The sequence below is a fragment of the Paraburkholderia bannensis genome (genome assembly GCF_014200455.1).
GTDB lineage: Bacteria > Pseudomonadota > Gammaproteobacteria > Burkholderiales > Burkholderiaceae > Paraburkholderia > Paraburkholderia bannensis_A.
Map to the genome: position 1 here is coordinate 1 of NZ_JACHBW010000009.1, position 23789 is coordinate 23789.

Sequence of the window (23789 nt, forward strand, 5' to 3'; positions counted from 1 at the left end):
TCGCTGTCGACGTCGGCGACCTTCAGCGCGACCACTTCACTGGCGCGCAGCCCCGCGCCGTACGCGACCGACAACGCGGTCTGGTGCTTCAGGTTCCGGGCCCGACCCGTTACGGATAGTCGGACTTCTCGATAACGGCCGACTGGCCAGCTCCGAAGAAGGCATCCCTTGACTGCATCTGACAGCTTCGCGATGTAGGTCCGTAGAGGCCTCCTACTGAGCTCAATTCAAATAACCCGCACCTGCGGATAGCGAACTGTTTGGACGTATGGAACGGGATTGAGCCAAGCTCCTTCGATATTGTTGCAGGCCTCCTGTAGGTTTAGGAACAGCATCAGAAGATTGCCCGTAGGGGAATCACATACCACATGGATGCCTGGGAACGGATTGACACCCGAGTTCAACGACAGTGGTGAGTTATCGAGCTTGATAAAACCTTTTTGAAGAAGGAAGACGCCGTCGAGCGCAGTTCCTGGAGTGTTGATTTTTGTTTGCTGAGTCCATGTAGGAAGTGGGATGCCTAGAGACGTATGTGAATTTAAAATCCATCCGTGCGCCGTACTCATCTGAGCTGGCCCGTCGTAGGCAACGACAAAGTTCAATATTTTTGGCGGAACCCATCCTGACGAAAACGACTTCGTGACGTTTGGCGTAAGTGCCTTAGCGTTGCTCGCTGCTCGAACGGATTGATCAATTGCGGCTTGATCAAGCAGGGACTTAACCTCGATCGTAGCAACGACCGATTCGATCATGAAGCCGCTGACGCCGCCACCAAAACCCTTCTCCGTCTTTCCCTCAGTCGAAGCGAATGGCGGATCGGTCTGAGAGCAGGCTATTGAATTGCCGCACCCCTGCGCTGTCCAATCTCTCGTTCCGTTCGGTGGAACACCGAACTGCGTCACTTTACTCGTCAGGCTGGAGATTTCTGAAGAGGGTCTTCCGAGCGGACGTTGACGTCAAGAAGGGAGCGCGCGCCTGTTATGCAAACAATTGGACCGCTAGCACGAGCATGGGTAGTCTGGGGCGTCGTCGCTGCTTTAGTTCTGGGTTACTACGCACTTTGGGCAATCGCGACCGAGGCGCCGAAAGCCGCGGTCGTCCTACGACCAGGCGCAATTGCACAGCTCGAAGTCACAAGCATTTTGGGGCACGCGGTTGGGTTCGAGGTACGGTTCCACCACGAACCAACGGAAAATCGGGAAGCGGAGCTTGGCCGCTATCGTTGGCTCAACGGCACGCCTGGAAAGCGAATATTCCCCAACCCGGGCGAAGCTTTAAAGATCAACATCTCAGTGAATGGTGGCCCACCACTGAGGCTCGAAGCAATGCCAGCCGGCGCGTGGAGCGAGACCGAAATTGCACGGACGCTGACGCCAAATCACTCGGTAGCATTCGGGGAATGGCAATGGCCTTCGCCACAATCTGCGAGACTCACGGTCGCTCGTGGACGAAACAAAATCTCTTTCGAAATTGCGGATGTTGGGCCCTCGTTAGTTGGCGAGAGAGTCACACTAGTAGCAGACCCGCCTCTTTCCTTCAAAAGTGGGCAAAACGATTACCGATGGCTATGGTATGCGTGGCTTCTATGTCCAATTGGCGCTGTATGCCTCGCCATAACGTGGCTGCCTTTAGTTTGGCGAACTGTAAATGCAATTCGCGGACGCGCGGAGTAGCTCCCTGAGTCCTTAGGGATATCATGCACGGCTCGTGCCGCTTCGTAGCCAGGCACAATTTGCCTCGTCGCCAAAGTGATGCCCCACGGCCGCGATTGTCGGCAATTTGGGCGTCGTTGCCGACTGGCCGCTCCTGGCCGCAATGCGTCCGACGACCGAGCGCGGCGATCACCTCGACCGCAAGTCTTATGCAAAAGGCTTAACCCGACCCAGAGCAGCCCCCTGGAAAGGTGTTGGATTCTGGTCCAGTTGAGGACAAAATCTGGCGACAGACTTGGAATTAGAAAAAAAAAGGGAAGTCAATGACTGAACATTTTAGTCAAAAGCCGAGCTGCACTATGAAACCATTTATCTTTGCGACAACTCTGATTTTCTCGGCGTATGTTGTTGCGCAGGAGGCCCCCTCATCCCCCGCAGTCGCTCAGTCGAATGTGGCAACGCAACTGTTCATGGATCTGTGCATCCCATCAGTTGGCAATCGCGAAGCGTTGAATGCGCTGGCTGCCAAGTATGACTTGCGTGACGTTGACCCATCGTTCTCTGAAAAAGTGCTGAGAGGAAAGGCCGGCAAGGTATGGTCAGCGCCGAGCCATTTAGGCAATTTCATCGTCATCTGGCAAGCCGACAATTCTTGCTCCGTTTGGGCAAGGAGAGGCGACGCTGCCACCTCAATCCAGCATTTCAAACGCATAGTGACTGGCGCGCAACGCCCCGGTCTTCAACTGCGAGTTGTTTCGGATCGGGACATTGAAGGTCAGGGTGGAACGTACCATTATCTAGCTTACGTCCTGTCGAAGGTCGGCCAAGATGTTGGAACGTTCGCGAGCATCGGTGCTACATCCTCAAATGCGGCGGAAGTCCAGGTGCGATTGAGGATAGAGCGAGCGAAGATTTCAACGCCGGTACAAAACTGATCCTCCTTTTGAGTGAACCCTTCGTCATCCAAATGATTTCGATCTTTCCGTGGCGACTTGCTTTCCCGCGGATTGTGCTCGGTTCGCCAAAATCAACCTAACTCACAGAAAATCTAGGTCGCCAAGCTAGTGGAGACGCTGACGCCGAATCGTCGCCAATCTGGACACCGTCGTCGAGCGTCTCTTGTTGGCCGAGGGTGTGTCAAAACCCGCGCGATCACCTAGACTGAATCAACCTGTTAGCGCGCGAGGCGGAGATGGGGCGATTTGTCGAAGGTGCGAACCGCAATCAGGCGACGTTGTTGCCGGAACGTCTCGAAGACTTTATCGCCGAAGACAATCCCGTCCGGATAGTCGATGCATTTGTCGACGAGCTCAATCTGGCTTCAATGGGATTCGAGGGCACCACACCCGCGAATACGGGCCGCCCGTCTTACCATCCGGCCGTTCTGCTCAAACTCTACATCTACGGCTATCTCAACCGCGTGCAGTCGAGCCGACGTCTGGAGCGCGAGTGCCAGCGTAATGTCGAACTGATGTGGTTGACCGGACGGCTCGCGCCGGACTTCAAGACGATCGCCGAATTCAGACGCAACAACAGCGCTGGCATTCGCAATGTATGCCGGCGCTTCGTGGTGATATGCCGCGACCTGAAGCTCTTCACACAAGCTGCGGTCGCCATCGACGGCAGCAAGTTCAAGGCCGTCAACAGCCGCGATAACAACTTCACGCCCAACAAGATTGCGAAGCGTCAGGAACAGATCGAGCAAAGCATTCAGCGTTATCTGGATGCTCTGGAAACGGCTGATCGCACGCAACCAGTCGAGGTAGAAGCCAAAACCGAACGGCTACGGGACAAAATCGAGACGCTGCGCGAGCAGATGCGCGATCTCGATCGTGCCGCAGAACTGTTGAATGATTTACCGGGAAAACAGGTGTCGCTGACTGATCCCGACTCACGTTCGATGATGTCACAGGCCAAGGGCACAGGCGTGGTGGGCTACAACGTCCAGGTGGCTGTTGATACGAAGCACCACCTCATCGTGACACACGAAGTGACGAACGTCGGTAGTGACCGCGCTCAGCTAAGCCCAATGGCCAAAGCCGCGCGCGAAGCGATGGGCAAGAAGAAGCTCAAGGCACTGGCCGATCGCGGATACTTCAATGCAACGGAAATCAAGGCTTGCGACGACGCGGGAATTGCGGCGCTGGTGCCGAAAACACAAACATCGAGCGCAAGGGCTGACGGGCGGTTCGACCGAGCCGACTTCATCTATATCGCCAGGGACGATCAGTACCTGTGTCCAGCAGGCCAACGGGCGATTTACCGGTTCAGTTCGGTTGAGCGCGAAAATCCAATGACCTTGCATACCTACTGGAGTAGCGCTTGCCCGAAGTGCCCGATGAAAAGCCAGTGCACGCCAGCAGACTACAGACGCATCCGACGATGGGAGCACGAGGCGGTGCTTGAGGCGATGCAGTCAAGACTGGATCGCCAGCTTGACGCCATGACGATACGACGCCGGACGGTCGAACACGTGTTCGGCACACTCAAACACTGGATGGGCTCGACCCACTTCCAGACTCGCGGTTTGGGCCATGTTGCGGCCGAAATGAGTTTGCATGTGCTGGCATACAACCTCAAGCGAGTCATCAGGATTCTCGGATTCGCAAAGACGATGCGAGCGATGAAGCTGGCAGGCGCGTAAGCTCAGCGCGCTGATGCTGTTTGCCCGAAAAAAACGATCGCTTCATCTGCCTGCGCTTCGGCCGAAAGCAACTGCTCGCCCAATTGGGCGTCGCCGGCTGGCCTTGCTGCGAGTTTTTACACGGCCTCGGCCGCACCGGGACGGATATACTCGTCGTCAATTTCCATCTGACATGGAACAAGAGAAACCATGAGTCTGCATACATACATGCTCTTTGTTGGCGCGAGTCTTGTTTTGTCTCTCGTCCCCGGACCCGATATGTTGTTCCTGCTTGGGAGGACGATTGCTCAGGGACGTGCAGCAGGGTTATGTGCTGCGTTCGGAATTAATCTCGGCTCCTACGTGCATCTATTCGCGGCGATAACTGGTCTCTCGGCGCTTGTATTGGCATCAGCGACGGCGTTCACTGCTGTAAAGTGGGTGGGCGCGGCGTACCTCATCTACCTTGGCTGGGGAGCATTGCGCTCCAAGGGCGTCGCCCTCCCTGTCGGCGATACCAAGAAGAAAGCTCTCCGTCTCATCTTCTGGCAAGGCTTTCTCAGTGATGTCTTGAATCCGAAAGTCGCTCTGTTCTACATCGCATTGCTTCCCCAGTTCATGAACGCACACGACCCGAGTCCTGTAAAACATCTCATTGCGTTGGGCGTGACTGGCAATATGGTTGGAATATCCATGAGCATCACCTACGTTTTCCTTGCAGCGAGAATGACAAGAGTATTTCGTCGTAATCAAGCTATTTCTTCATGGTTGACTAAGACAATGGGCGCGTTGTTCGTCGGGCTAGGTCTGAAGTTGGCAACCGAGAAAATTTGATGATGCTTGCCGATTGTTGACGATCTGGCAAACCATGCCGAATGACTCAAACTGGCCGGCTACTGACTCATGCGTCGCGCAGGAGAGAGTGCAGCAACTGACTCGTTCAATGTGAGCTTGAAGTCGTCCTTCAATCTTGCAGCTAAGCAGCAGTGGCCTGAACAAGACGCAGGCCCCATCCTGTCTGCAACTTGCCGTCTTCGCCTTGCATGGGCGCAAACGCCGCCAACAGTTCGCTCTTGAACTGTGCGCGCGCCGTTTCCGACAGCCGGTCGGCATCGTAGGTGTCCAACATGTCCAACCAGAGCTGCTCGGGTGTAGGCGTCCAGTTGATTTCGATGTCTTCAAAAGCGACATCAACAAAATCAGGCTTTAGTAACTCTTGCCAACCAACTTCACTGCGTGTGCGCGTGTCACCGAGTCGTAACTGTTCGAGCTGTGTCTTCGCAATCGGCTTGAATATATCCAAAAAGACTTCGCCGACCTTTCCAGTTAAAAACGTCCGCCCGACGATAGCGGCAAAGCTGCCGCCCTCACGCAAGACCCGGCGAATCTCTCGAACAACTTGCTCAATATCATCCATCAGCATGAGAGCCATGTGCGACAGCACGTAGTCTACCGAGCCGCTTTCGAACGACAGTTCTTGTGCACGCTCATTGAGCAATCGTATTTCGCGTGGCAATATTCTCCGAGCCGCGCTTAACTCGCCATCACTCATGTCTATGCCGATCAGCCTCGTTGCCGCATGGCCCCTGTCGTTCAGAATTTTCAGCAGTGGTCCATCACCACATGCTAGGTCCAGCACAGTCCGCGAAATCGCTTCATTCGGCACACGATTCGCCAGTGCGTGGTAGGAGGAGGGGTATTCTGCCTGCGCGGATCGTGCGGGCAGATTGCCATAGGCTCGACGTGTTGCTCCTGCCCGACGGCGGTGAAAATCTTTCAAATAGATTTCTGTTTGCGAGGTCATTCTTGCGCCATGCGATTTTTCGTTATTGGAGAGCACTCTTGACTCTAGAGTCATAAAACCCACGGGGATTGTCGACGAACTAGACCACGATGTCGAACGTCCCCAATTGGCCGGGTTCTGTCCGATGCAAATTGCATATCCCGTGGGTCGCGCGCAGACGGCGACGGTCGGCAGCACCCGACCCTGAAGAGCCAGTCAGTTCTCCCCATAGCAGTCATCGGACATCTCCACATTCGTTCTTCGTTCGCCCCATAAAGAACCGAATCCGAGTCAGTTCCTTTTGCTTGTTCCTGACCTTTTGCGTTTATCGAGACGAGCCGGAGGCACTATGTCAAGTGCCCTCCACAACATCGGATGAACATTAATGGACGAACTTTTTTTATAGTGTCCTTCTGAAATGCCTCGATCATCGAGATGCGACCAGCTAACGCTCGCGGTTGCTTCGGGCTTTATTCCTATAATTGATACTGTATAAAGCACCTTCAAGACTTGGATAACGCATGCGTTTGCGGTTTTTTCATTGTTCAAATATTCTCTTGCAATTCTTCCCACTGGATCAGTTTCTGGGATCTCTGACCAGTGCTCTTGGATGCATTCCTGAAGCTGCTCTTCAGTGATCTCCGAGTACCTGAAGTGCGATTGCCGCCCTCTAAGCAACTCGGTGCAAGCCGCGAGCGACGCGTAGTGACTACTCCACTCATCCCGAAGCGAGCGCAATCTTCCAGTTGAATATTTTCGTTCAGCGTCTTGCACGGTCGATGGTGGTACGTACTCTTTTCCCTCGCACAATTCAATGCACTCGTTAACAAATGCAATCACGTCGCGTGGCCTAAGCAGCGTTCGTGTTAATAGATATTCGAGTGCAGATTCTCCGCGCACGTCGCCACGAAAAACGTCATCAAACGTCACTTTCTTTTGCGTGTACTGTTCACGGATTAATTTATCGACCCTCAAATCGATTAATTGCTTCAGTTGCGCCTTACTCCATCGCAACCGTAATATTAATCCAGAGAATTTTTCTTCTTGAAAACCGGCATCGCGTGTTTCCTCAAACACCGATTGAAGCAGATCCTCTCTAATCGCGATCACTGTCTTAACGGCGCGAATCCGCTGGAATGCCCGCACCGTCTCAATCAAAGCGCGGATAAGCTTATAACGAATACGGTCGTCAACCCACGACTCGTCGAGGCGATCAATAACCAGATAGAACCGATTTTTTGGGTCAGTAAAAATCTCATCGGCTAGAAGTGTTATTATTTCACCCAGTTCCCGAACCTGATTTTCATTGACTACCGATTGCGCTTTGTGCATCACCTCAGCTTTTACTTCATCAGTGAGGCTGCGTCCACCCGAAGCATTTAATGTCACGCCATGGGCCTTCACATCTATCGCAGCAGAAAGCTTTCTCTCGAGCTTTGATGTAAACTCTTTAACACGCGTCTCGGTATCTTGCCAAAATTGATCATTCCACTGCCTCAAATATTCGACAGCTCGCTTCTTTGCAGGATCTCGGGAGAATAGATCTCTGAACTGTTCAAGAAAACTCCACGGGTCATCTCGCGATATACGATATCGTTTGCACAACAATTCGACCACAAATACATGTCGCCAAAGGAGCTGATAGAATAAATCCAGCTTGACGCCAGCGGATTCGAAAAATTGAATGATATCGGAGTTTGCGACGTAACTTAGCGACAACGCCTCTGCGCGAATCTCGATTGCATTCGATTGGCTCGCGAGAAGCCGACCAAGTAGGGCACTTTTGCCTGCGCCGACGCGACCGACAACGATTCTCTTCGGATCATCACAATCCAACAATGCCCCGAGATCGCCAGTGTCGAAAAAACAATCGCGTAAAAATCTTTCGTCGGACTCGGCGTCCATCGCGCCTACTGAGCTATTCCTGCGAAATACGTAACGCATAGCGGCCCTTCCCGGTTCTTGTAGTGGTCTTTGACACCAATTCTAAGGTAAAGCGCGTTTTGCCGGATAGGCATGCGAATACCGGTGTGGCGGCTGGCTGAATATGGCGTTACTTGGTTTGTGTCTACGCGTGTTGATCGTCGACCAACTGGGCGATCGTGTCGAATGGCTCTAACTGGCCGACCACCGCCCCACGCCCGAGAGCGGCGATCGTCTCGGGGGCGGCGTTTGATTCGAGAGGCATAACGCGACCCGTTGCTGCCTTTCGACTTACGGCCGACCTAATGACCGCCTACAAAGTCCAACGGCCGCTCGCTTTCGTAAATCGAGAGCCGAACTAGCGATTACCTAGAAGTGCGTGTCAGGTGGAGAAAAGCCCAGCAAGCAAAACCGCTCACTATTCCGACTGGCATCATGAGCCGAATCAATGCGGGAAATGGTGAGTAGAGGTGTGCGCTGCCGTGAGGTTGAAACAAACTGATCGCCATCCAGCCCCCAGTTGAGAGCACAGCACCTAAACACAAGAAATAAAGCCAATGCCGCGTACGGCGCTTATGGGCAATCAGCATGCCGAAAGCGTAGAAAGGTAGGACCAGCGGGGTCAGGAAAACGAGGCTTATCACGGCAACACCGGTTCCTGCCTTAGCCAAACGAAAAACGTCTCCCGCAAGCCCGTGATCCAGCAAGAAGGTTGGCCACTGTCGAGTAGAGACTGCAAGAAAAGGAAAAAACGACATGGCGCCGGCAGTCATTGCGACCGGGTAGGCGGCAACCGCGCGCCAAAACGTTATGAACCTGTCCTGATGTTCCATCGCGAATCCCCGAAGAGCCAACTGCTGCAACAATTAGGTCGAAAGCGGGTGAGACGTATGCGGCAGCCTATCGGCAGCGTTGATTATCGGCTAATCACCGAGTCACGTCGCGTGCTCCTTCATTGCCGACGGCGTACATTATGCGTTTTGCGTGAATAGTATGCATAGAGACGCTTCCACCGCCTGAGTGGCCGTTCTGACTCCGCGCGCCGCAATGACAGCTTCCGGTGCAAAAACGGACTTTGGAATGTCTGAACGTTAGGAAGGGCGTGTGACTGGTTGTGGCCGATCACGGACGTAGCCAGCGCGATGTAGCGGTAGTGCCGGACGGGCGCACGACAGCGCTGACTGAATAGACAGCATCGTGAAGGGGAGGGGCACGCCAGTGCAGCGGCTCCGTCAGGCGAAGTCAGGCCGTCCTCCCGTGATAAGGGGCGTTATCATGGTCAGTTATGCAAGACTTGAGCTACCGCTGTCGCCAGCTAGCAGATCGCAAGAGAACGAGGGTGCGCGCAGTCGGCAAAGTACTTGCTGATATTGACAATGTTGATTTGGCCGGGCTTGAGTGTTACTGCTCAACGTTTGCTCGGCACAGCGCCTCGGTGTGGTGATAGCGCGAGATGGTGCACCAGTTCAACACCCGCTCGCAAGGCCCGCACGGCGGAAGGCAAATGGTTTAAAGTCTCGAATCTTGGAAGTTATATGGTTGATCGAACCCCGAGTTGAACCGGTTCCAGTCTGCCGGATGGATCAGATCCGGAAGTTATTTGGTTGAATTTTCGGAAGCCAATCGAGTTCCTCTACAATATTGTTCTTCAGAGTCTTTGAAACCACCTCGCGAGCGAGGCATTTGAAGATTCAAAAAATCCCAGCACTCCGTCGGCAATTCTGAAGCTTTCAGAAGCCTGTATCTTTTGCGCCACCAGGGCGGACTCCAGCAAAGCTCCATGAAGGGGCGGATGATCTTTGGGTCAGGCGCTCGCGATAAAGTTGCTCGATTGGCTGCCGTTAACTCGCACGTGTCATCGTGACGCTTTGTTTAGCGGACGCTTTCTTGCCGCGCCAGCCAGGATCGTTCGTTCGTGCGCGCACGGCGGCTTGCCATGGCATGGCCAACGCGGCCGGGACGGTCCTGTTACCTGATGAAAGAGGAGTTCATGGTTACATCCGCAGTATCCTTTCCCCGGTCTATCGGCGCGTCAACCCGCATCACGTGCGCCGATGGTCTCGTCGCCCACGTGTTCATGGTCGATTCCCAGCTACCGTTGTTCAACGTAGTCTGCGGGACGTTGAAGTTCCTCGCGAACCGCGAGCAGGTGGAGTCTCAGGTGGCGAGCGTAGCCGCGGGCAAAATGCCTGTGCCGGACTGGGAGTGGGTGCTCGATACCGGCTTCGATTCGTCTGTCGACGGAGCGTCGAGCAAGCAATGGAAAATGACGCGTAAGGCGGCGGACGCGTCCTGAGTCTTCATGAAGGCCGGCGCGTCGGCTATCGATTCGCCAGCCGTTCGCCGTACGGGACGTCAACCGTCATTCTGATTTCAGCGGAATCTGCCCCGCAAAAAGGGAAACAGCGGCGTTGCGCGAACACGCAAGAATCTCACCCAGCTCGGGGTGTGAGTGACTTCGCTATGCACGAGCAAATGGGGTGCTGCCTCGTATCGAGTCTTCAGCCGCTTAAGGGGGGAGTTGCAGGGTGATTCCCACCATGATTGCGACGACTATATCAGCATGGGATAATTGCCTGCTTGCTGCTTGAATCGCTTCATTCACCCCGATGCGGGTTTTGGCTGATGTTCGAATAGCCGCCGCCTGCCTGAAATTATCCAAACAAATGATGGGATTGGCGATTGATCTCGGCGTCATGCTGAATGGGCTATCGGCCATTGCCTGGACAGCGCTTGCCGATGGTCGTGTCGATTTTGTGAACCGCAAGTGGTCCGAATATACGGGACTGGACATCACGGCGTCATCCGGCACGCAATGGCGGAACGCGATAAGCCGTGACGATCTGCCTGAAGCGCTGGAACAGTTCGCGTCCATCCTGGTTTCAGGCCAGGCGGATGAAATATCGGCGCGTCTGCGTCGACATGATGGTCAATATCGTTGGCACACGCTGCAATTGAGCCCAATGCGCGATGCCAATGGTGAAATCGTCCGCTGGTGCGTACTGTGCATCGATATCCACGATCTGAGGCGAGCGCAGGACGCGCTCAAGCGCCGCGAACTCGATCTGCAATTGATCGTCGAAAGCATTCCCGTACCCGTGACCGTCACGTCGCCAACCGGCGAGGTCGAAAGTCTTAATCAGCTCACTCTGGATTACTTCGGCAAATCGTTCGAGGAACTCAAGGCCTGGCGGGGCAACGAAGTCGTTCATCCGGAAGATCTCGAAGCCGCCGTCACCGGTCTGGAAGCGTCGCTCGCAAACGGCGCCACCTATAACGTGGAAAGCCGTCACCGGCGTGCCGACGGGATTTATCGCTGGACCAATGTGCGCGGGTTTCCGCTGCGCGACCGCGATGGCGAGATCCTGCGCTGGATTCTTCTTTCAATCGACATTGAAGACAGGAAGCGCGCGGAAATCACACTGGCGGAAAGCGAGCGCCATCTCAACGAGACCATAAGCACGCTTCCCGCATTGATCTGGACGGCGCGCCCGGACGGGACTGGCGAGTTTTTCAATCGCTATTATCTGGATTACGTCGGCCGCACGCTTGAGCAGGTGCGCGATTTCGCATGGACCAGCACTGTGCATCCGGACGATCTTCCGGGTCTTATCGCCGCGTGGACGGACATCATGGCCAGCCGCATGCCAGGCGCTGCCGAAGCGCGCATGCAGCGTTACGACGGCCAGTATCGATGGTTTCTGTTCCGCACGAGTCCTTTGCGGGACCAGCACGGCAACGTCGTTAAATGGTATGGCGTCAATGTCGATATCGACGATCGCAAGCGCGCGGAAGAAGAGTTGCGGCGTAGCGAAGCGTTTCTCGCCGAAGGTCAGGCGCTGGCCAGAATGGGCAACTTTTCATGGCACGTCGATACGAACGAGATCGCCTGGTCGGAGCAGCTTTATCACATCTTCGGCATCGAGCCTGGCACGACGATGACATTGGAGCGGATCATCGCTCACTGCCATCCTGAGGATTTATGCCTTATTACGCAATTCTTCGAACAGGGGCAGCGCGGCGACTCCGATATTGAATGCCAGCACCGGCTCGTGATGCCGGATCAATCCATCAAACACCTGCATCTGATCGCGCATCGCGCCAATGATAGGCCGGGACGTTACGAATATATTGGTACGATGCTCGATATCAGTCAGCGCCGGTCGTCGGAAGAAGCGCTCGACAAGGCGCGCTCGGAGCTTTTGCACGTTTCGCGGGTGATGAGCCTGGGCGCGTTGACGGCGTCGATCGCGCACGAAGTCAATCAGCCGCTGGCGGGCATCGTCACCAATGCGAGCACCTGTCTGCGCCTGCTGGCGGCGGAGCCTCCCAACATCGAGGCTGCGCAGGAAACGGCGCGCCGCACGATCCGTGACGGGCACCGCGCCGCCGATGTCATTGCGCGTCTACGCGCGCTGTTCAGCAAGCGTGGCGCCGCCATCGAGGCGGTCGATCTGGGCCATACGGCGCGCGAGGTGATCGCGCTGATGCAGAGCGATCTCGACCGCGCACGCGTGACCCTGCGCACGGAATTCGCCGACGATGTGCCGCTCGCCGGCTGCGATCGCGTTCAGGTCCAGCAGGTGATCATGAATCTGCTGCGCAATGCGGCGGACGCGATGAGCAACGTGAACGACCGTCCCAGACTCATGTGGGTCAAAACCGAAGCCGAGCCGCACGGCATGGTGCGCTTGTCGGTGCGCGATTGCGGCACTGGTTTCGATCCCGAGAACGCGGAACGGTTTTTCGACGCGTTCTACACCACCAAGGACGACGGTATGGGCGTGGGGCTTGCGATCAGCCGTTCGATTATCGAAAGCCAGGGCGGGCGCCTGTGGGCGGAGTTACCCGCCAATGCGCCCGGCGCCATCTTCGCCTTCTCCATTCCCGTCCACTCGACCTCGCGGGTGCCGTAACGCTCACGGGCAAGCCATACACATACTTCCGTATGGTGGACGCGCGTCTGCGAATCGGGCATCGTAAGACGTTTGATTCAGTGGCGAACGAGGGCGATTGCGCGGGGCAAAGATGCGGGTAACGTTGGTCGATGACGACGAGGCACTGCGGGAATCGCTTCCCGATCTGGTGAGTGTGTTCGGCTATGCCGTTAGCGTGTTCTCTTCTGCGGAGGCATTTCTCGCGTCCGCAATCGTCGATCAAACCGATTGCCTGATTCTCGACCTCAATATGCCGGGCATGGGCGGCTTGGGACTCTTGCGCGAGTTAAAACATAATAAGCGGAAATTGCCGGTGGTCTTCATCACCGCCCATCAGGACGACGCGCTGCGCGAGCGCCTGCTCAGGCAGGGTGCGATCGATTGCCTCTATAAGCCTTTCAGCGATACGGCGCTGCTGGCGGCACTCAAGAATGCGCTGGGCGAGGACTGAAAGCGCTTTCGCTTTCCCGCTTGCGGACTTAAAGATAAAGGACGTTTAAAGAGGGGCTGGCTCAGGAGGCTTGAAGCGGTTCGGCTTTAACGGTAGCGAGGCGGGTGCCGGCAAACGGGTCGTCGCGCCAGTCCACGCCGGCGGCCTTGTTCGAGGGCTTTTCCTGGGCCTTGCGAACCGAAAAATGCTCAAGGGATTGCCCTGCGCTGGTCGCCTGGACCACCCATTGGGGGGCCGCGCCTTCGCCATCCCAGCCATTGCCAAACGCGTCGCGATACTTTACCGCGAGCTGGCGGCGTTGATCTTCCGCGATCGATGCGGCGAGTGCCTCGGGTGTGATATTGAATTCGGCCATCCTGCGCTGCAGGTAAGCCACGATGCTGTCGCGCTTTCTTTCATCCATTCTGTTTGTCTCCGCCTGCCACGTATTCGTCGTGCAGGCCGGGGTAAATCATACCTTACCAGGATAACACAACGGACAATGCCCAATATGCCGGGCGCATCCATTCGCTATTGTGGGAAAGGCAACGTAACGACTCATGCCGTGGTCCAGGTCATTATCCGACTCAAGAATGCCCGGCGGCGTGCCGATATGCATTCATGCGGCGTTAACCAAATGGTTAATTTTGCTTCCTTGAGCGACGTCCTCCGACGTTTTTTCCCTGCCCTTCTTGAGCCGAAATGAAAGTCTCAACCAAGCTGATCCTTCTCGTCGGCACCGCGCTGGTCGGTGTCGTTTGCATTGCCGCGATGACGCTTTCGCAGCTGAAGCAGTCGCTGGTCGAGGGCCGGCAGCAGGAAATCCGTAATCTGTTGCTTAAAGCCGAACATCTGGCGCTGTATTACCAAGGTCAGGAAGCGCAGGGGAAACTCTCACGCACCGATGCGCAAAATGCCGCAAAAGCGGCCATCAGCGAGTTAAATGCCGATAGCAAGAGCTATTACTGGATCACCACGACGGACAGCATCAACCTGGTGCATCCGAATGCCAGTCTGATTGGCACGAAAACGGGCGGCAATCGTACGACGATTGGCGATCTCACGGATACGCAGGCTTATGCGCGAGGACTCAACCAAGAGCATATCGCACTTGTGGACGTCTTGATTCATCGTTCTGCAAATAGCCCGCTCGAACCCAAGTTACAGGGCGTCGTGGCTGTGCCGGCCTGGCAGTGGTGGATCGGCACCGGCTTCTTCTATGACGATATCGACGCCGCTTTCTGGCGTGTTGCGCGCGCCATGATCGCGATCGCCGTGCTGATTTTCGCGGTGGTTGGCACCATGGCATGGCTGATGACGCGCAGCATCCGCCGCGCGCTGGGCGGCGAACCCGCCGATGCCGCGGGGCTGGCCGCGCAGATCGCTGCCGGCAATCTCAGCGCGCCTATCGCGCTGGCCAGCGACGACCGCTCCAGCCTGATGCACGCGCTGCACGAAATGCGCGGCAAACTTCGCGAGCTGGTGCAGGGCATCCAGCATTCGAGCGATTCGATCGCCACGGGGTCGTCGGAGATCGCACAGGGCAATGCGGATCTTTCGCAGCGCACCGAAGAGCAGGCGGCGTCGCTCGAAGAGACGGCGGCGAGCATGGAGCAGCTCACGGCCACGGTCAAGCAGAACGCCGAAAACGCGCGCCAGGCGCGTCAGCTTGCGGTGCTCGCTTCCGAGGCCACGGGGCGCGGCGGCAGCGCCGTCAACGAGGTGATCGAGACGATGCAGGGCATTGCCGACGAGTCGCGCCGTATCGGCGACATCATCGGCACGATCGAGGGCATCGCGTTCCAGACCAATATTCTGGCCTTGAACGCGGCGGTGGAGGCGGCGCGCGCGGGTGGGGAAGGTCGCGGCTTTGCGGTCGTGGCTGGCGAGGTGCGGGCGCTCGCACAGCGCAGCGCGGCGGCGGCGAAGGATATCAAGGGGTTGATCGGTTCGTCGGTGGCGCGCGTCGATGCGGGCTCGGGCCAGGTTGCGGTGGCCGGCGAGCGCATGCGCGAAATCGTGCAGTCGATCACGCGGGTGAGCGACATCATGGGCGAAATCGAGGCGGCGTCGGTGGAGCAGAGCACCGGCATCGAGCAGGTCAATCTCGCGGTCTCGCAGATGGACACCGTCACGCAGCAAAACGCGGCGCTGGTGGAGCAGGCCGCGGCCGCCGCGGCGGCGCTCGACGAACAGGCGGTGAGATTGCGTTCGACCGTGGCGGTTTTCCGTATCGCGGCTTAAGCGGCGGAGGCCGGAGCGCCGGGCGTCGCCACGCCGGGCGCTGCCGCGCCGAACAGACCCACAACCACGGCCCGCAGCCAACGGTTGCCGGCTTCCTGATGGTAGCGCGCGTGCCAGTGCTGCCGCACGGCGAAACCTTCGACGGGAATCGGGCAGCGATGGACCGCGAGATCGCTGGCCTGCGCCAGCATCTCGCCGATATGGCGCGGCAGCGTCGTAATCAGATCCGTGGTCTGCACGATCGCGCCCAGCCCCAGAAAACCGGGCAATTCGAGCGCGATCTGCCGCTCGATACGCTCTCGAGCCAGTGCCTGTTCGAGCAGCGCCGTGCCGGTTCCCGCCGTAATCGCCACGTGAGCCTCGCTACGGTACGCCTTGACGCTGAGCCGCATGCGAATGCGCGGATGATGGCGATTCGCCAGACACACCCAATCCTGCTCGTAAAGCTGCTGCTGATACATGCCGCCGCTGAGCCCGGGCACGTATCCAATCGCCAGATCCGCTTCGCCCGATTCGAGCGCGCGCTCCGTATTGCCGTCGATGCGTGCGGCTTCCAGTCGTACGCCGGGCGCCTGCGCACGCACATGCGCGAGCAGGCGAGGCAGCAGCGTCACGTGGCTCGCATCGGTCATGCAGATGCGAAAGCGCCGCTGCGCCGTGGCCGGATCGAAGGCGATTTCCCACGCTGCAAAGCGCCGTAACGATTCTAGAATTTCCCGGCATGGACCGATCAGCGCATCCGCTTGCGGCGTGGGCGCCATACCGCCTGGCGTACGAATGAAGAGTGGATCGTGCAGATGCTCGCGCAGCCGCGCTAGCCAGATGCTGATGGTTGGCTGGCTTTGACCGAGTTGTTCGGCTGCGCGCGTGACGCTGCGCGTGTCGTAGAGCAGGTCGAATAGATGCAGCAGTTTGAGGTCCGGCAGATCGGCGGGAGTCACGGCATTTCACCATTATTGCGTGAGGCAATAACACCATTGTAGCCATTGCATTGCGACATCGGGCGGCGACTCTTATCGTGGTGTCAACGTTAAAGAAGTCAAGGAGACGCACTTGAAAATTGCCATTCTGGGTGCCGGCGCGCTGGGTTGCGCGATTGGCGCGACGCTCACCGAAGGCGGCCACGACACCTGGCTGATCGACCGCTCGCCCGCGCATGTCGACGCCATGCGAACGCGCGGATTGCGCGTCGACGACGCGCGCGGCACGCGCCATGTGCGAGTCAGCGCAACGACCGCGCCCGCCGAAGTGGGCGAAGCGGAGGTCGTCATCGTGCTGGTCAAATCGTTTCATACCGATGCGGCGATTCGCGGTGCGCTCTCACTCGTCGGGCCGCAGACCGTCGTGCTGTCGCTGCAAAACGGCCTGGGTCACGAGGATATTCTGGCCGACGTCGTGGGCCGCGAGCGCGTGCTGGCGGGCAAGACCTATGTGGGCGGCGTGCTGCGCGGCGCGGGGCATATCGAATCGGGGGTGGCCGGCAAGCACACCATCATTGGCGAACTGGACGGGCGTGCAACCCAGCGTGTTCAACACATCGCTAACGCATTCAGCAGTGCGGGTCTGGAAACGCAGGTGAGCGACAACATCGTCGGCACCATGTGGGACAAGCTGCTCGTCAACGTTGCGACGGGCGCGCTGACCGGCATCACGTCGCTGACCTATGGCCAGCTCTATGACGAGCCGTTGCTCAAGGCGGCTTCTCTCGCGGCCGTTTCCGAAGCAATTGCAGCCGCGCAGGCAGCAGGCGTGACGCTTTCCATGAGCGAACCGGAGCAGGCGTGGAGGCTGGCCGCCGAAGGTCTGCCCGCCGCGTTCAAGACGTCGATGTTGCAAAGCCTGGAAAGAGGCTCGGTGACCGAAATCGACTTCATCAACGGCTCGGTTGTGCGTTGGGGCGCGCGCCATGGTGTGCCCACGCCCGTGAACGCGACGCTCGTCGCCTGTATCAAGGGCCTCGAACGGGCGATGGCCGATCGTCAAAAAGCAGAGGCCGGAGCATGAGCGCGCCGAAAGCCTACCTGGAACACGTCGCCATCTTCGTGCGCGACATTCATTGGCATATTCGCTTTTTCGAAGACGTGTTCGGCATGACGATGCGCGAGGTGGACGGTGCGCGCGAAGCGCCGCGCCAGTACTGGACGCTAGGCGGCATGCAGTTCATTCATATGCCCGATTTCGAGGGACCGGAAGGACGGCTTGGACATCTCGGCATCATGTGTGAGGACGTCGAAGCGGCGCTCGCTGCTGCACGTCGCCATGACGTGCGGCCGATGTCGCAGGGCGCGAACTGGCTGCGTTTGCCCGATGGCCTCGCCATCGAATTCATTCAGGCGCAACCGGCGCGTTGCGTTGCGCAGGCGCTCGCCATCGATCCGCGCGCGCAGGTATGAGGTGAACACCATGACTATCGCTGAAAAATACTGGGACGATGCGCGCGAAGGCGACGAATGCGTGAGCCCGCATTACACCGTGACCAAGGAACGCATTCTTGCCTATGCGGACCTGACCGGCGATCACACGCCGGTTCATGTGGACGAAGAGTACGCGAACGCGAGCCACTTTGGCTGCCTCGTCGCGCATGGTTTGTTCGGTCTGTCGATCGCGGATGGCCTTAAAACACAGAGCGATTATCGCTTTCTGCCGGGCATGTCACTGGGCTGGAGCTGGGACTTCGTTCTGCCAATCAAGGTCAACGACGTGCTGCATGTGAAGTTTCGCGTCGGCTCGATGCGGCCGAGCAAGAGCCGTCCCGACTGGGGCATCGTGATTCTGCCTTCGGAACTCATCAACCAGCAGGGCGAAGTGGTGCAGCGCGGCGAGCATCGTTTGATGGTGCCGCGCCGCCCGGGAGCCATGCAATGAAGCAGGCACGTCCACTCGAAGGGATTCGCGTCGTCGATTACAGCCATTTTCTCGCGGGACCCTATGTGGGGCGTTGCCTCGCTGCGCTGGGCGCGGAAGTAATCAAGGTCGAGCGGCCAGGCAGCGGCGACGCGGGACGACAGCACGCCACCGTGCTCGACGAACGCACCAGCGGCTATTTTCTGCAGCTCAATATGGGCAAGCGCGGCGTCAGCGTCAATATGAAAGACCCGCGCGGCAAGGCCTTTATGGAGCGACTCTGCGATTGCGCGGATGTGTTCGTGGAGAACTATCGTCCCGGCGCGCTCGACAAACTCGGTCTGGGCTATGAAACGCTCGCCGCGCGCAATCCAGGGCTGGTTTACTGCTCGATTTCTGCGTATGGGCACACCGGGCCGGACGCGCATCGCGCCGGTTTCGGCCTGATTGCCGAGGCGAAAAGCGGCATCATGCAGATGGTCGGCACGCCGGGCGAGCGCCCGCCGTTGCTGCGCGTTTCGCTTGGCGATATGTACACGGGCATTCATGCGGTGGCGGCCATCAATGCGGCGCTGCTGGGCCGCGTCAAAAACGGGCGCGGGCAGCATATCGATATGGCGCTCTACGACACGCTGGTTTCGATGCATGAATACGCGGTGCAATGCTACACACTTGCCGAGGTGCTTCCCGAACAGACCGGCCACGATATGCCGGGCTCCACCTTGTACGGCGTATTCCGCGCGACGGACGGCGATCTGGTGATCGCGGCGCAGGTGGACGATGCGTGGAAGCGCTTCGCCGCGCTGATCGAAGCGAACGGCGGCCCGCATGGTTTTGGCGCCGACGCGCGTTTTCATAACAGCGTGGGACGCAATGCGAACCGGCTGGAGATTCTTGCCGTGGTCGAACCGTGGGTGGCGGCGCGCACGGTGGCGCAGATTCTCGAACTGCTCGATGGCATCGATGTGCCTTGCGCCAAGGTGCAGCGCATCGATGAAGTGATCGCCGATCCGCAGATTCAGGCGCGCGGCATGATTGTCGAACAGGAGCATCCGCGTTATGGCACGCTGCGCCTGCCCAATCTGCCGTTCCGCTTTTCCGCATGCGACACCACGATACGCGAGGTCGCGCCCGACCTTGGCCAGCATAACGCCGAAGTGGCGCAATCGCTCGGCTTCAGCGCCGCCGAGATCGAGGCGATGCAAACCGATGGCGTGCTGTTCGACCAGTAAAGACAAATGAGCCGACGATGATCGATACCTATGCAGTGATTGGCAATCCTATCGGACATACCCAATCCCCGTTGATTCATGGTCTTTTCGCCGAGGCGACGCAGCAGACGATGCACTATACGGCGATCGAAGGACCACGTGAGCCCGATGGTGCGTTCGCGGCCACGGTGCGCGAATTCATGGCGGCGGGCGGCAAGGGCATGAACATTACCGCGCCGTTCAAGCTGGCGGCATTCGATATGGCCGATGAGCGCAGCGAGCGCGCAACGCTCGCGGGCGCGGCGAACGCGTTCAAGTTCGAAGGCGGGCGGATGTTCGCCGAGAACTTCGACGGTATTGGTCTGCTGCGCGATATCGAGGTCAACCTGCACGCGCCGCTGGCAGGCAAACGCGTGCTGCTGCTCGGCGCAGGCGGCGCAGCGCGCGGCGCATTGCTGCCGTTTCTGGGTGCACATCCAGCCGAACTGGTGATCGCGAATCGTCGTGTCGACAAAGCACGAGCGCTGACTTCGCAACTGTCATCGCACGGTGCGATAGCGGCGTGCACTTATGGCGAACTTGAGCGGATGGGGCGCTTCGATCTGGTGATCAACGCCACTTCCGCGAGTCTGACCGGCGATCTGCCGCCGGTGCCGCCCGGTGTCTTCAGTGCGCATGGCACCGCGTATGAACTGGCCTATGGCAAGCGCCTGACGCCGTTTTTGCGGCTCGCGCGCAATGCTGGCGTGGCGGGTATTGTCGATGGCGTCGGCATGCTGGTGGAACAGGCCGCCGAAGCTTTTGCATGGTGGCGCGGCGTGCGACCCGAGACGCAAGCGGTGATCGGCCGGCTGACGGTCCCGCTCGACCAGGCGTAATCCGGAGAAGGTATGAAGAACATCCTGATGTTGCACGGCATTAATCACAATATGTTCGGCAAGCGCGATCCCGTGCAGTACGGGACCATCACGCTGGAGCAGATCGATGCGCGAATGCAGACGCTCGCAGCGGAACTGGACGTGCGAGTGGAATCATTCCAGACCAATAGCGAAGCGACGATGTGTGAACGCATCCATCGCGCGTTTGAAGAGGGCACGGATGCCGTACTGATCAACGCGGGCGCGTGGACGCACTACAGCTATGGCATTCGCGATGCGCTCGCGATTCTGACCTGTCCGGTGGTCGAGCTGCATATGTCGAATATTCACGCACGCGAGCCGTTCAGGCATCACTCGGTATTGGCCGAAATCGTGACGGGGCAGATCTGCGGATTCGGTGCGCAGAGCTATCTGCTTGCACTGCGGGCAGCGGTGGCGGCGCTGGAATAAGCACGGCGCGGTATTTCGGGACCGCGCCTTCACTTTTAAAAGCCCAGCTATAGACGGGGAAACGCGTGGTCAATTCGGCCACCAGCCCCTTCACGCGCTTGCTTTGAATCAGCGCTTCTGGAACGCGGTGTTCAGCGCAGCGTGTAGCTCAGTGCTCAGATCAACAGAGAAATCAGGCCGCCGACGGTGATGCCGGCAGCCAACCATCGGCCAAACGAATAGGCGTGGTTAGGATCGGGCGGCTGGTCGGGCCGTGCGAGGCCCAGCGCGCCATAGACCAGCGAGCGAACCGGCTGCGCGTTCGCGGGGTCCGAGCTTTCTCCCGACGATGTGCCCGTGGCCGCGTGCGTCGATGCATCGCTCGACGCAGTGGCGGCATCGTCCGTTGCATCATCTGGCGACGCATCGTTCGATGCAGCGGCATAGCCCTGCGGCGAAATCTCTACAGCGTCGTCCTGCGACACGGGCGTGGCGCTATTGCTCGTGTCTGTTTTTACTGCCCCGTTTTGCGTGGTGGTGTTCGTGACATCCGGATTACTGCTGCGGGTGTACGCGGCGCCGTCGCCCGCGGGCGTCGCCAAACTGCCGATTTGCATTGTTCACCTCTTTTAATTCCATCGCTTTATCGCGACGCCCCGATATTCCCATGTCGCGGTGTCCCGTTGCCTGACGAATAACGCTTAGAAATGCGCGATATTCGCGTCGCGCTGGAGAGGGTGCAAAGCAGCGGCGCCCGATTCGATCCGCAGATCGAACCCAACATGTATGCCGCGCGGTTTATGCCGCGTGCGGCGTAGCAAGGAGCGCCATGCTCGCAGCGTTTTCCTGCTGGCGGCTTTCCAGCACGGCGCGCGTGACGCCGGCGCGCGAGGGCGGGGCGCATACGCAGCACGTATAGGGCTTATGGATTTCGCGCACCGGCCGCACGAAGCGGCCCGTGCAGGTGCTGCAGCGCGTGAGCGTGAGCAGGCCGCCTTCGAAAAAGCGCAGCAGCGTCCATGCGCGCGTGAAACTCAGCACCCGTTCGATTTCGGCACAATCGCAATGTTCGAGATAGAGGCGGTACGCGCGCGTGAGCGCGTCGAGCCGGCTGCATTTCGCCTCATCCCTGAGATACAGGTAAATGTTGTAGAACAGCGAGGCGTGAATATTCGGCAGCCACGTGAAATACCAGTCTGCCGAAAACGGCAGCATGCCCTTGGGCGGCGACGCATCCTTGAGTTCGCGATAGAGCCGGATCAAACGATTGCGCGAGAGACTGAGCTCTTTTTCCAGCACCGGCATGCGTGCGCCAAGCTGGATCAGTTCGATTGCGCGCATGACCTCGCGCGCCTCTTCGGTGACACTGCCTTTGTACATGACGTTGCACTCCCATGGGCAATAGTGGCTGCCAGTGCGCAAACTTCGCGGCGTGGCGTCCATGCCTGAATTTCACGGGCGATTATAGAAGCGGCAAATCGAGCGTCAAGAATAATATTTTGAAAGTAATTGGAAGTTTCGTTAATGAAATCAGGGGGTTTTCGCCTCGGCCCATGTCCACTAAGGCGAGAGCAAACAAGGTGTTTCATGCAAACTTTCCGGCTCTGTCGAATTGGAAAGAAGTGGAAAGATTGGTGGCTGGAAAGCACCGTGACGCGGCCTTTATGGCGCGGCATGATGTTGCCGCAGCGCCTTCGCGGTGCAATGCAAGGTAATACGGATTATTACGGACTCTTGCAACGTAACCTTTTTCGTTCCGTCTGCCGGTAAACTTCGACTTTCCAATTTTTACGCGCGCGGCATATCTCGCCGTCCGCGTGCTCGCCGGAACGCGAGCACTCCTTACTCGCTTTCTATCGATGATGCTTCCTTTTTCCGCCAGTTCTTCTTCGTCCAGACACTTGCGCAAAGGTTTGCCGGGCGCGATGCCCGGCGGCGTCACCGTGGGCCTCACAGCGGCCGCGCGCGGCGCGGCTGGCACGCTGGCCAGTCCGCCGCGGCGCAGGCTGCTCAAGGGCACCATGAGCGTTCTGGCGCTGGGTGGTTGCGCAAGCACGCTCCTGAGCGCATGCGGCGGTGACTATTCGGATGGCACGGGGCCACAGTTCGCGCCCACGCCGGTCGTGAATTCCGTGGCGAATTTCCGTGATGTCGGCGGCGCGGCACCCGGATATTCGACCAGCGATGGCGCGCACGTGCGCCGCGCACTGTTGTATCGCTCCGATGCGCTCACGCCCAACACAGCGGACGCGGTAACGCTCGAACGCATGGCCTTCGCCTGCGTCTACGATCTGCGCACGCCCGCCGAGAACGACGCCACGCCCGATATCGTACTGACCAGCGCGAATCGCGTCGCGCTCAACGTGCTCGCTACGCCCGCACCGCGCTCATTCGCCGGCTATTCGGCGAGCGAACTGGATGCAGCCATGCAGGCGCAATGGCGTCAACTGGTGATGGGACGCGAGCAATGCATCGCGTATGGTGCGTTGCTTGAACATATTGCCGAAGCGCCGGGGCCGCAATTGATCGTTGGCGGCAATGGCGTGGATGCGGCGGGCTGGGCATCGGCGCTGTTGTTGCTGATCGCCAACGTGCCGCTTGAAATCGTCGTGCAGGATTTTCTTCTGACGAATGCGTGGCGCTCGACCACGCCGGATTCGCTGAATCTCACGCCGCCCGTGCGGGCAAGCTATCTGCAGGCCGCGTGCGACGCGCTGCAGTCCGGCTACGGCGATATCAATCGCTATCTGCAGAGCGGCCTGGGTCTTGATTCGGTGACGGTCGGCCGTCTGCGTGCGCGTCTTGCGGTTTGAGGATGTAAAGGAGGCCTGAGCG

22 protein-coding genes and 1 pseudogene are annotated in these 23789 nt (G+C 58.4%); 14 read left to right on the plus strand and 9 right to left on the minus strand.

Annotated elements, in window-relative coordinates:
- A pseudogene (locus F4827_RS35320) lies at window positions 1-101 on the minus strand (integrase); the annotation flags it as partial.
- Between the two features lie 126 nt (window positions 102-227).
- The gene (locus tag F4827_RS15990; RefSeq protein WP_183724934.1) at window positions 228-902 is read right to left on the minus strand and encodes a hypothetical protein; all 675 of its coding nucleotides are present in this window, start codon (window positions 900-902) and stop codon (window positions 228-230) included.
- Between the two features lie 1109 nt (window positions 903-2011).
- Here F4827_RS15990 and F4827_RS15995 point away from each other — a divergent pair.
- From F4827_RS15995 to F4827_RS16005, 3 genes are all read left to right on the plus strand, one after another.
- Window positions 2012-2587, plus strand: coding sequence for an NMCC_0638 family (lipo)protein (locus F4827_RS15995; protein WP_183724935.1), 576 nt, complete (start codon window positions 2012-2014; stop codon window positions 2585-2587).
- 257 nt (window positions 2588-2844) lie between these two features.
- Window positions 2845-4296 (plus strand): IS1182 family transposase, encoded by a 1452-nt coding sequence (locus F4827_RS16000; RefSeq protein ID WP_183724936.1) that lies wholly within the window; start codon window positions 2845-2847, stop codon window positions 4294-4296.
- A 189-nt stretch (window positions 4297-4485) separates the two neighbouring features.
- On the plus strand, window positions 4486-5109 hold the full coding sequence (locus F4827_RS16005; protein WP_183724937.1) for a LysE family translocator: 624 nt from the start codon (window positions 4486-4488) through the stop codon (window positions 5107-5109).
- 142 nt (window positions 5110-5251) lie between these two features.
- Here F4827_RS16005 and F4827_RS16010 read toward each other — a convergent pair whose 3' ends face one another.
- The 3 genes from F4827_RS16010 to F4827_RS16020 all read right to left on the minus strand — a co-directional run bounded on the left by F4827_RS16010 (window position 5252) and on the right by F4827_RS16020 (window position 8814).
- On the minus strand, window positions 5252-6115 hold the full coding sequence (locus F4827_RS16010) for a class I SAM-dependent methyltransferase (RefSeq protein ID WP_311673586.1): 864 nt from the start codon (window positions 6113-6115) through the stop codon (window positions 5252-5254).
- A gap of 234 nt (window positions 6116-6349) precedes the next feature.
- Window positions 6350-7963, minus strand: coding sequence for a P-loop ATPase, Sll1717 family (locus F4827_RS16015; RefSeq protein WP_260175242.1), 1614 nt, complete (start codon window positions 7961-7963; stop codon window positions 6350-6352).
- A 383-nt stretch (window positions 7964-8346) separates the two neighbouring features.
- Window positions 8347-8814, minus strand: coding sequence for a hypothetical protein (locus F4827_RS16020; RefSeq protein ID WP_183724940.1), 468 nt, complete (start codon window positions 8812-8814; stop codon window positions 8347-8349).
- Between the two features lie 1157 nt (window positions 8815-9971).
- Between F4827_RS16020 and F4827_RS16025 the strand changes: the two genes are divergently transcribed.
- The 3 genes from F4827_RS16025 (at window position 9972) to F4827_RS16035 (ending at window position 13369) form a co-directional block, all read left to right on the plus strand.
- Window positions 9972-10277, plus strand: coding sequence for a hypothetical protein (locus tag F4827_RS16025; RefSeq protein WP_183724941.1), 306 nt, complete (start codon window positions 9972-9974; stop codon window positions 10275-10277).
- Between the two features lie 322 nt (window positions 10278-10599).
- Entirely contained in the window at window positions 10600-12897 is a 2298-nt protein-coding gene (locus F4827_RS16030) for a PAS domain-containing protein (protein ID WP_260184573.1), read from the plus strand.
- A 124-nt stretch (window positions 12898-13021) separates the two neighbouring features.
- Window positions 13022-13369 carry a response regulator transcription factor gene (locus F4827_RS16035; protein ID WP_260175244.1) on the plus strand — a complete coding sequence of 116 codons (348 nt, stop codon included), beginning with the start codon at window positions 13022-13024 and terminating at the stop codon, window positions 13367-13369.
- Window positions 13370-13430: 61 nt separating this feature from the next.
- On the opposite strand, the gene F4827_RS16040 is transcribed toward F4827_RS16035, so the two are convergent.
- Entirely contained in the window at window positions 13431-13772 is a 342-nt protein-coding gene (locus tag F4827_RS16040; RefSeq protein ID WP_183724944.1) for an H-NS family nucleoid-associated regulatory protein, read from the minus strand.
- Between the two features lie 278 nt (window positions 13773-14050).
- Here F4827_RS16040 and F4827_RS16045 point away from each other — a divergent pair, with 278 nt between their 5' ends.
- Window positions 14051-15592, plus strand: coding sequence for a methyl-accepting chemotaxis protein (locus F4827_RS16045; RefSeq protein WP_183724945.1), 1542 nt, complete (start codon window positions 14051-14053; stop codon window positions 15590-15592).
- Here F4827_RS16045 and F4827_RS16050 read toward each other — a convergent pair.
- Window positions 15589-16533: a LysR family transcriptional regulator gene (locus F4827_RS16050; RefSeq protein ID WP_183724946.1), complete on the minus strand. Its 945-nt coding sequence runs from the start codon at window positions 16531-16533 to the stop codon at window positions 15589-15591. The two genes, F4827_RS16045 and F4827_RS16050, sit on opposite strands and share 4 nt — an antisense overlap.
- 112 nt (window positions 16534-16645) lie before the next feature.
- On the opposite strand from F4827_RS16050, the gene F4827_RS16055 reads away from it, so the two are divergent.
- The 6 genes from F4827_RS16055 to aroQ are packed head-to-tail and all read left to right on the plus strand — an operon-like array spanning window position 16646 to window position 20975.
- Window positions 16646-17596 (plus strand): ketopantoate reductase family protein, encoded by a 951-nt coding sequence (locus tag F4827_RS16055; RefSeq protein ID WP_183724947.1) that lies wholly within the window; start codon window positions 16646-16648, stop codon window positions 17594-17596.
- The gene (locus F4827_RS16060) at window positions 17593-17985 is read left to right on the plus strand and encodes a VOC family protein (protein ID WP_183724949.1); all 393 of its coding nucleotides are present in this window, start codon (window positions 17593-17595) and stop codon (window positions 17983-17985) included. The genes F4827_RS16055 and F4827_RS16060 overlap by 4 nt, the downstream gene beginning before the upstream one ends.
- Before the next feature lie 10 nt (window positions 17986-17995).
- Complete coding sequence (locus F4827_RS16065) at window positions 17996-18457, plus strand: MaoC family dehydratase (RefSeq protein WP_183724950.1); 462 nt, start codon at window positions 17996-17998, stop codon at window positions 18455-18457.
- On the plus strand, window positions 18454-19668 hold the full coding sequence (locus tag F4827_RS16070) for a CaiB/BaiF CoA-transferase family protein (protein ID WP_183724951.1): 1215 nt from the start codon (window positions 18454-18456) through the stop codon (window positions 19666-19668). The genes F4827_RS16065 and F4827_RS16070 overlap by 4 nt, the downstream gene beginning before the upstream one ends.
- Before the next feature lie 17 nt (window positions 19669-19685).
- Complete coding sequence (gene aroE / locus F4827_RS16075) at window positions 19686-20525, plus strand: shikimate dehydrogenase (protein WP_183724953.1); 840 nt, start codon at window positions 19686-19688, stop codon at window positions 20523-20525.
- A 12-nt stretch (window positions 20526-20537) separates the two neighbouring features.
- Window positions 20538-20975, plus strand: coding sequence for a type II 3-dehydroquinate dehydratase (gene aroQ, locus F4827_RS16080; protein WP_183724954.1), 438 nt, complete (start codon window positions 20538-20540; stop codon window positions 20973-20975).
- A gap of 155 nt (window positions 20976-21130) precedes the next feature.
- On the opposite strand, the gene F4827_RS16085 is transcribed toward aroQ, so the two are convergent.
- Entirely contained in the window at window positions 21131-21571 is a 441-nt protein-coding gene (locus F4827_RS16085; RefSeq protein WP_183724955.1) for a hypothetical protein, read from the minus strand.
- Window positions 21572-21752: 181 nt separating this feature from the next.
- Window positions 21753-22334: a flagellar transcriptional regulator FlhC gene (flhC, locus tag F4827_RS16090; protein WP_183724957.1), complete on the minus strand. Its 582-nt coding sequence runs from the start codon at window positions 22332-22334 to the stop codon at window positions 21753-21755.
- Between the two features lie 521 nt (window positions 22335-22855).
- Here flhC and F4827_RS16095 point away from each other — a divergent pair.
- The gene (locus F4827_RS16095) at window positions 22856-23767 is read left to right on the plus strand and encodes a tyrosine-protein phosphatase (RefSeq protein ID WP_183724958.1); all 912 of its coding nucleotides are present in this window, start codon (window positions 22856-22858) and stop codon (window positions 23765-23767) included.
- Window positions 23768-23789 lie beyond the last annotated feature (22 nt).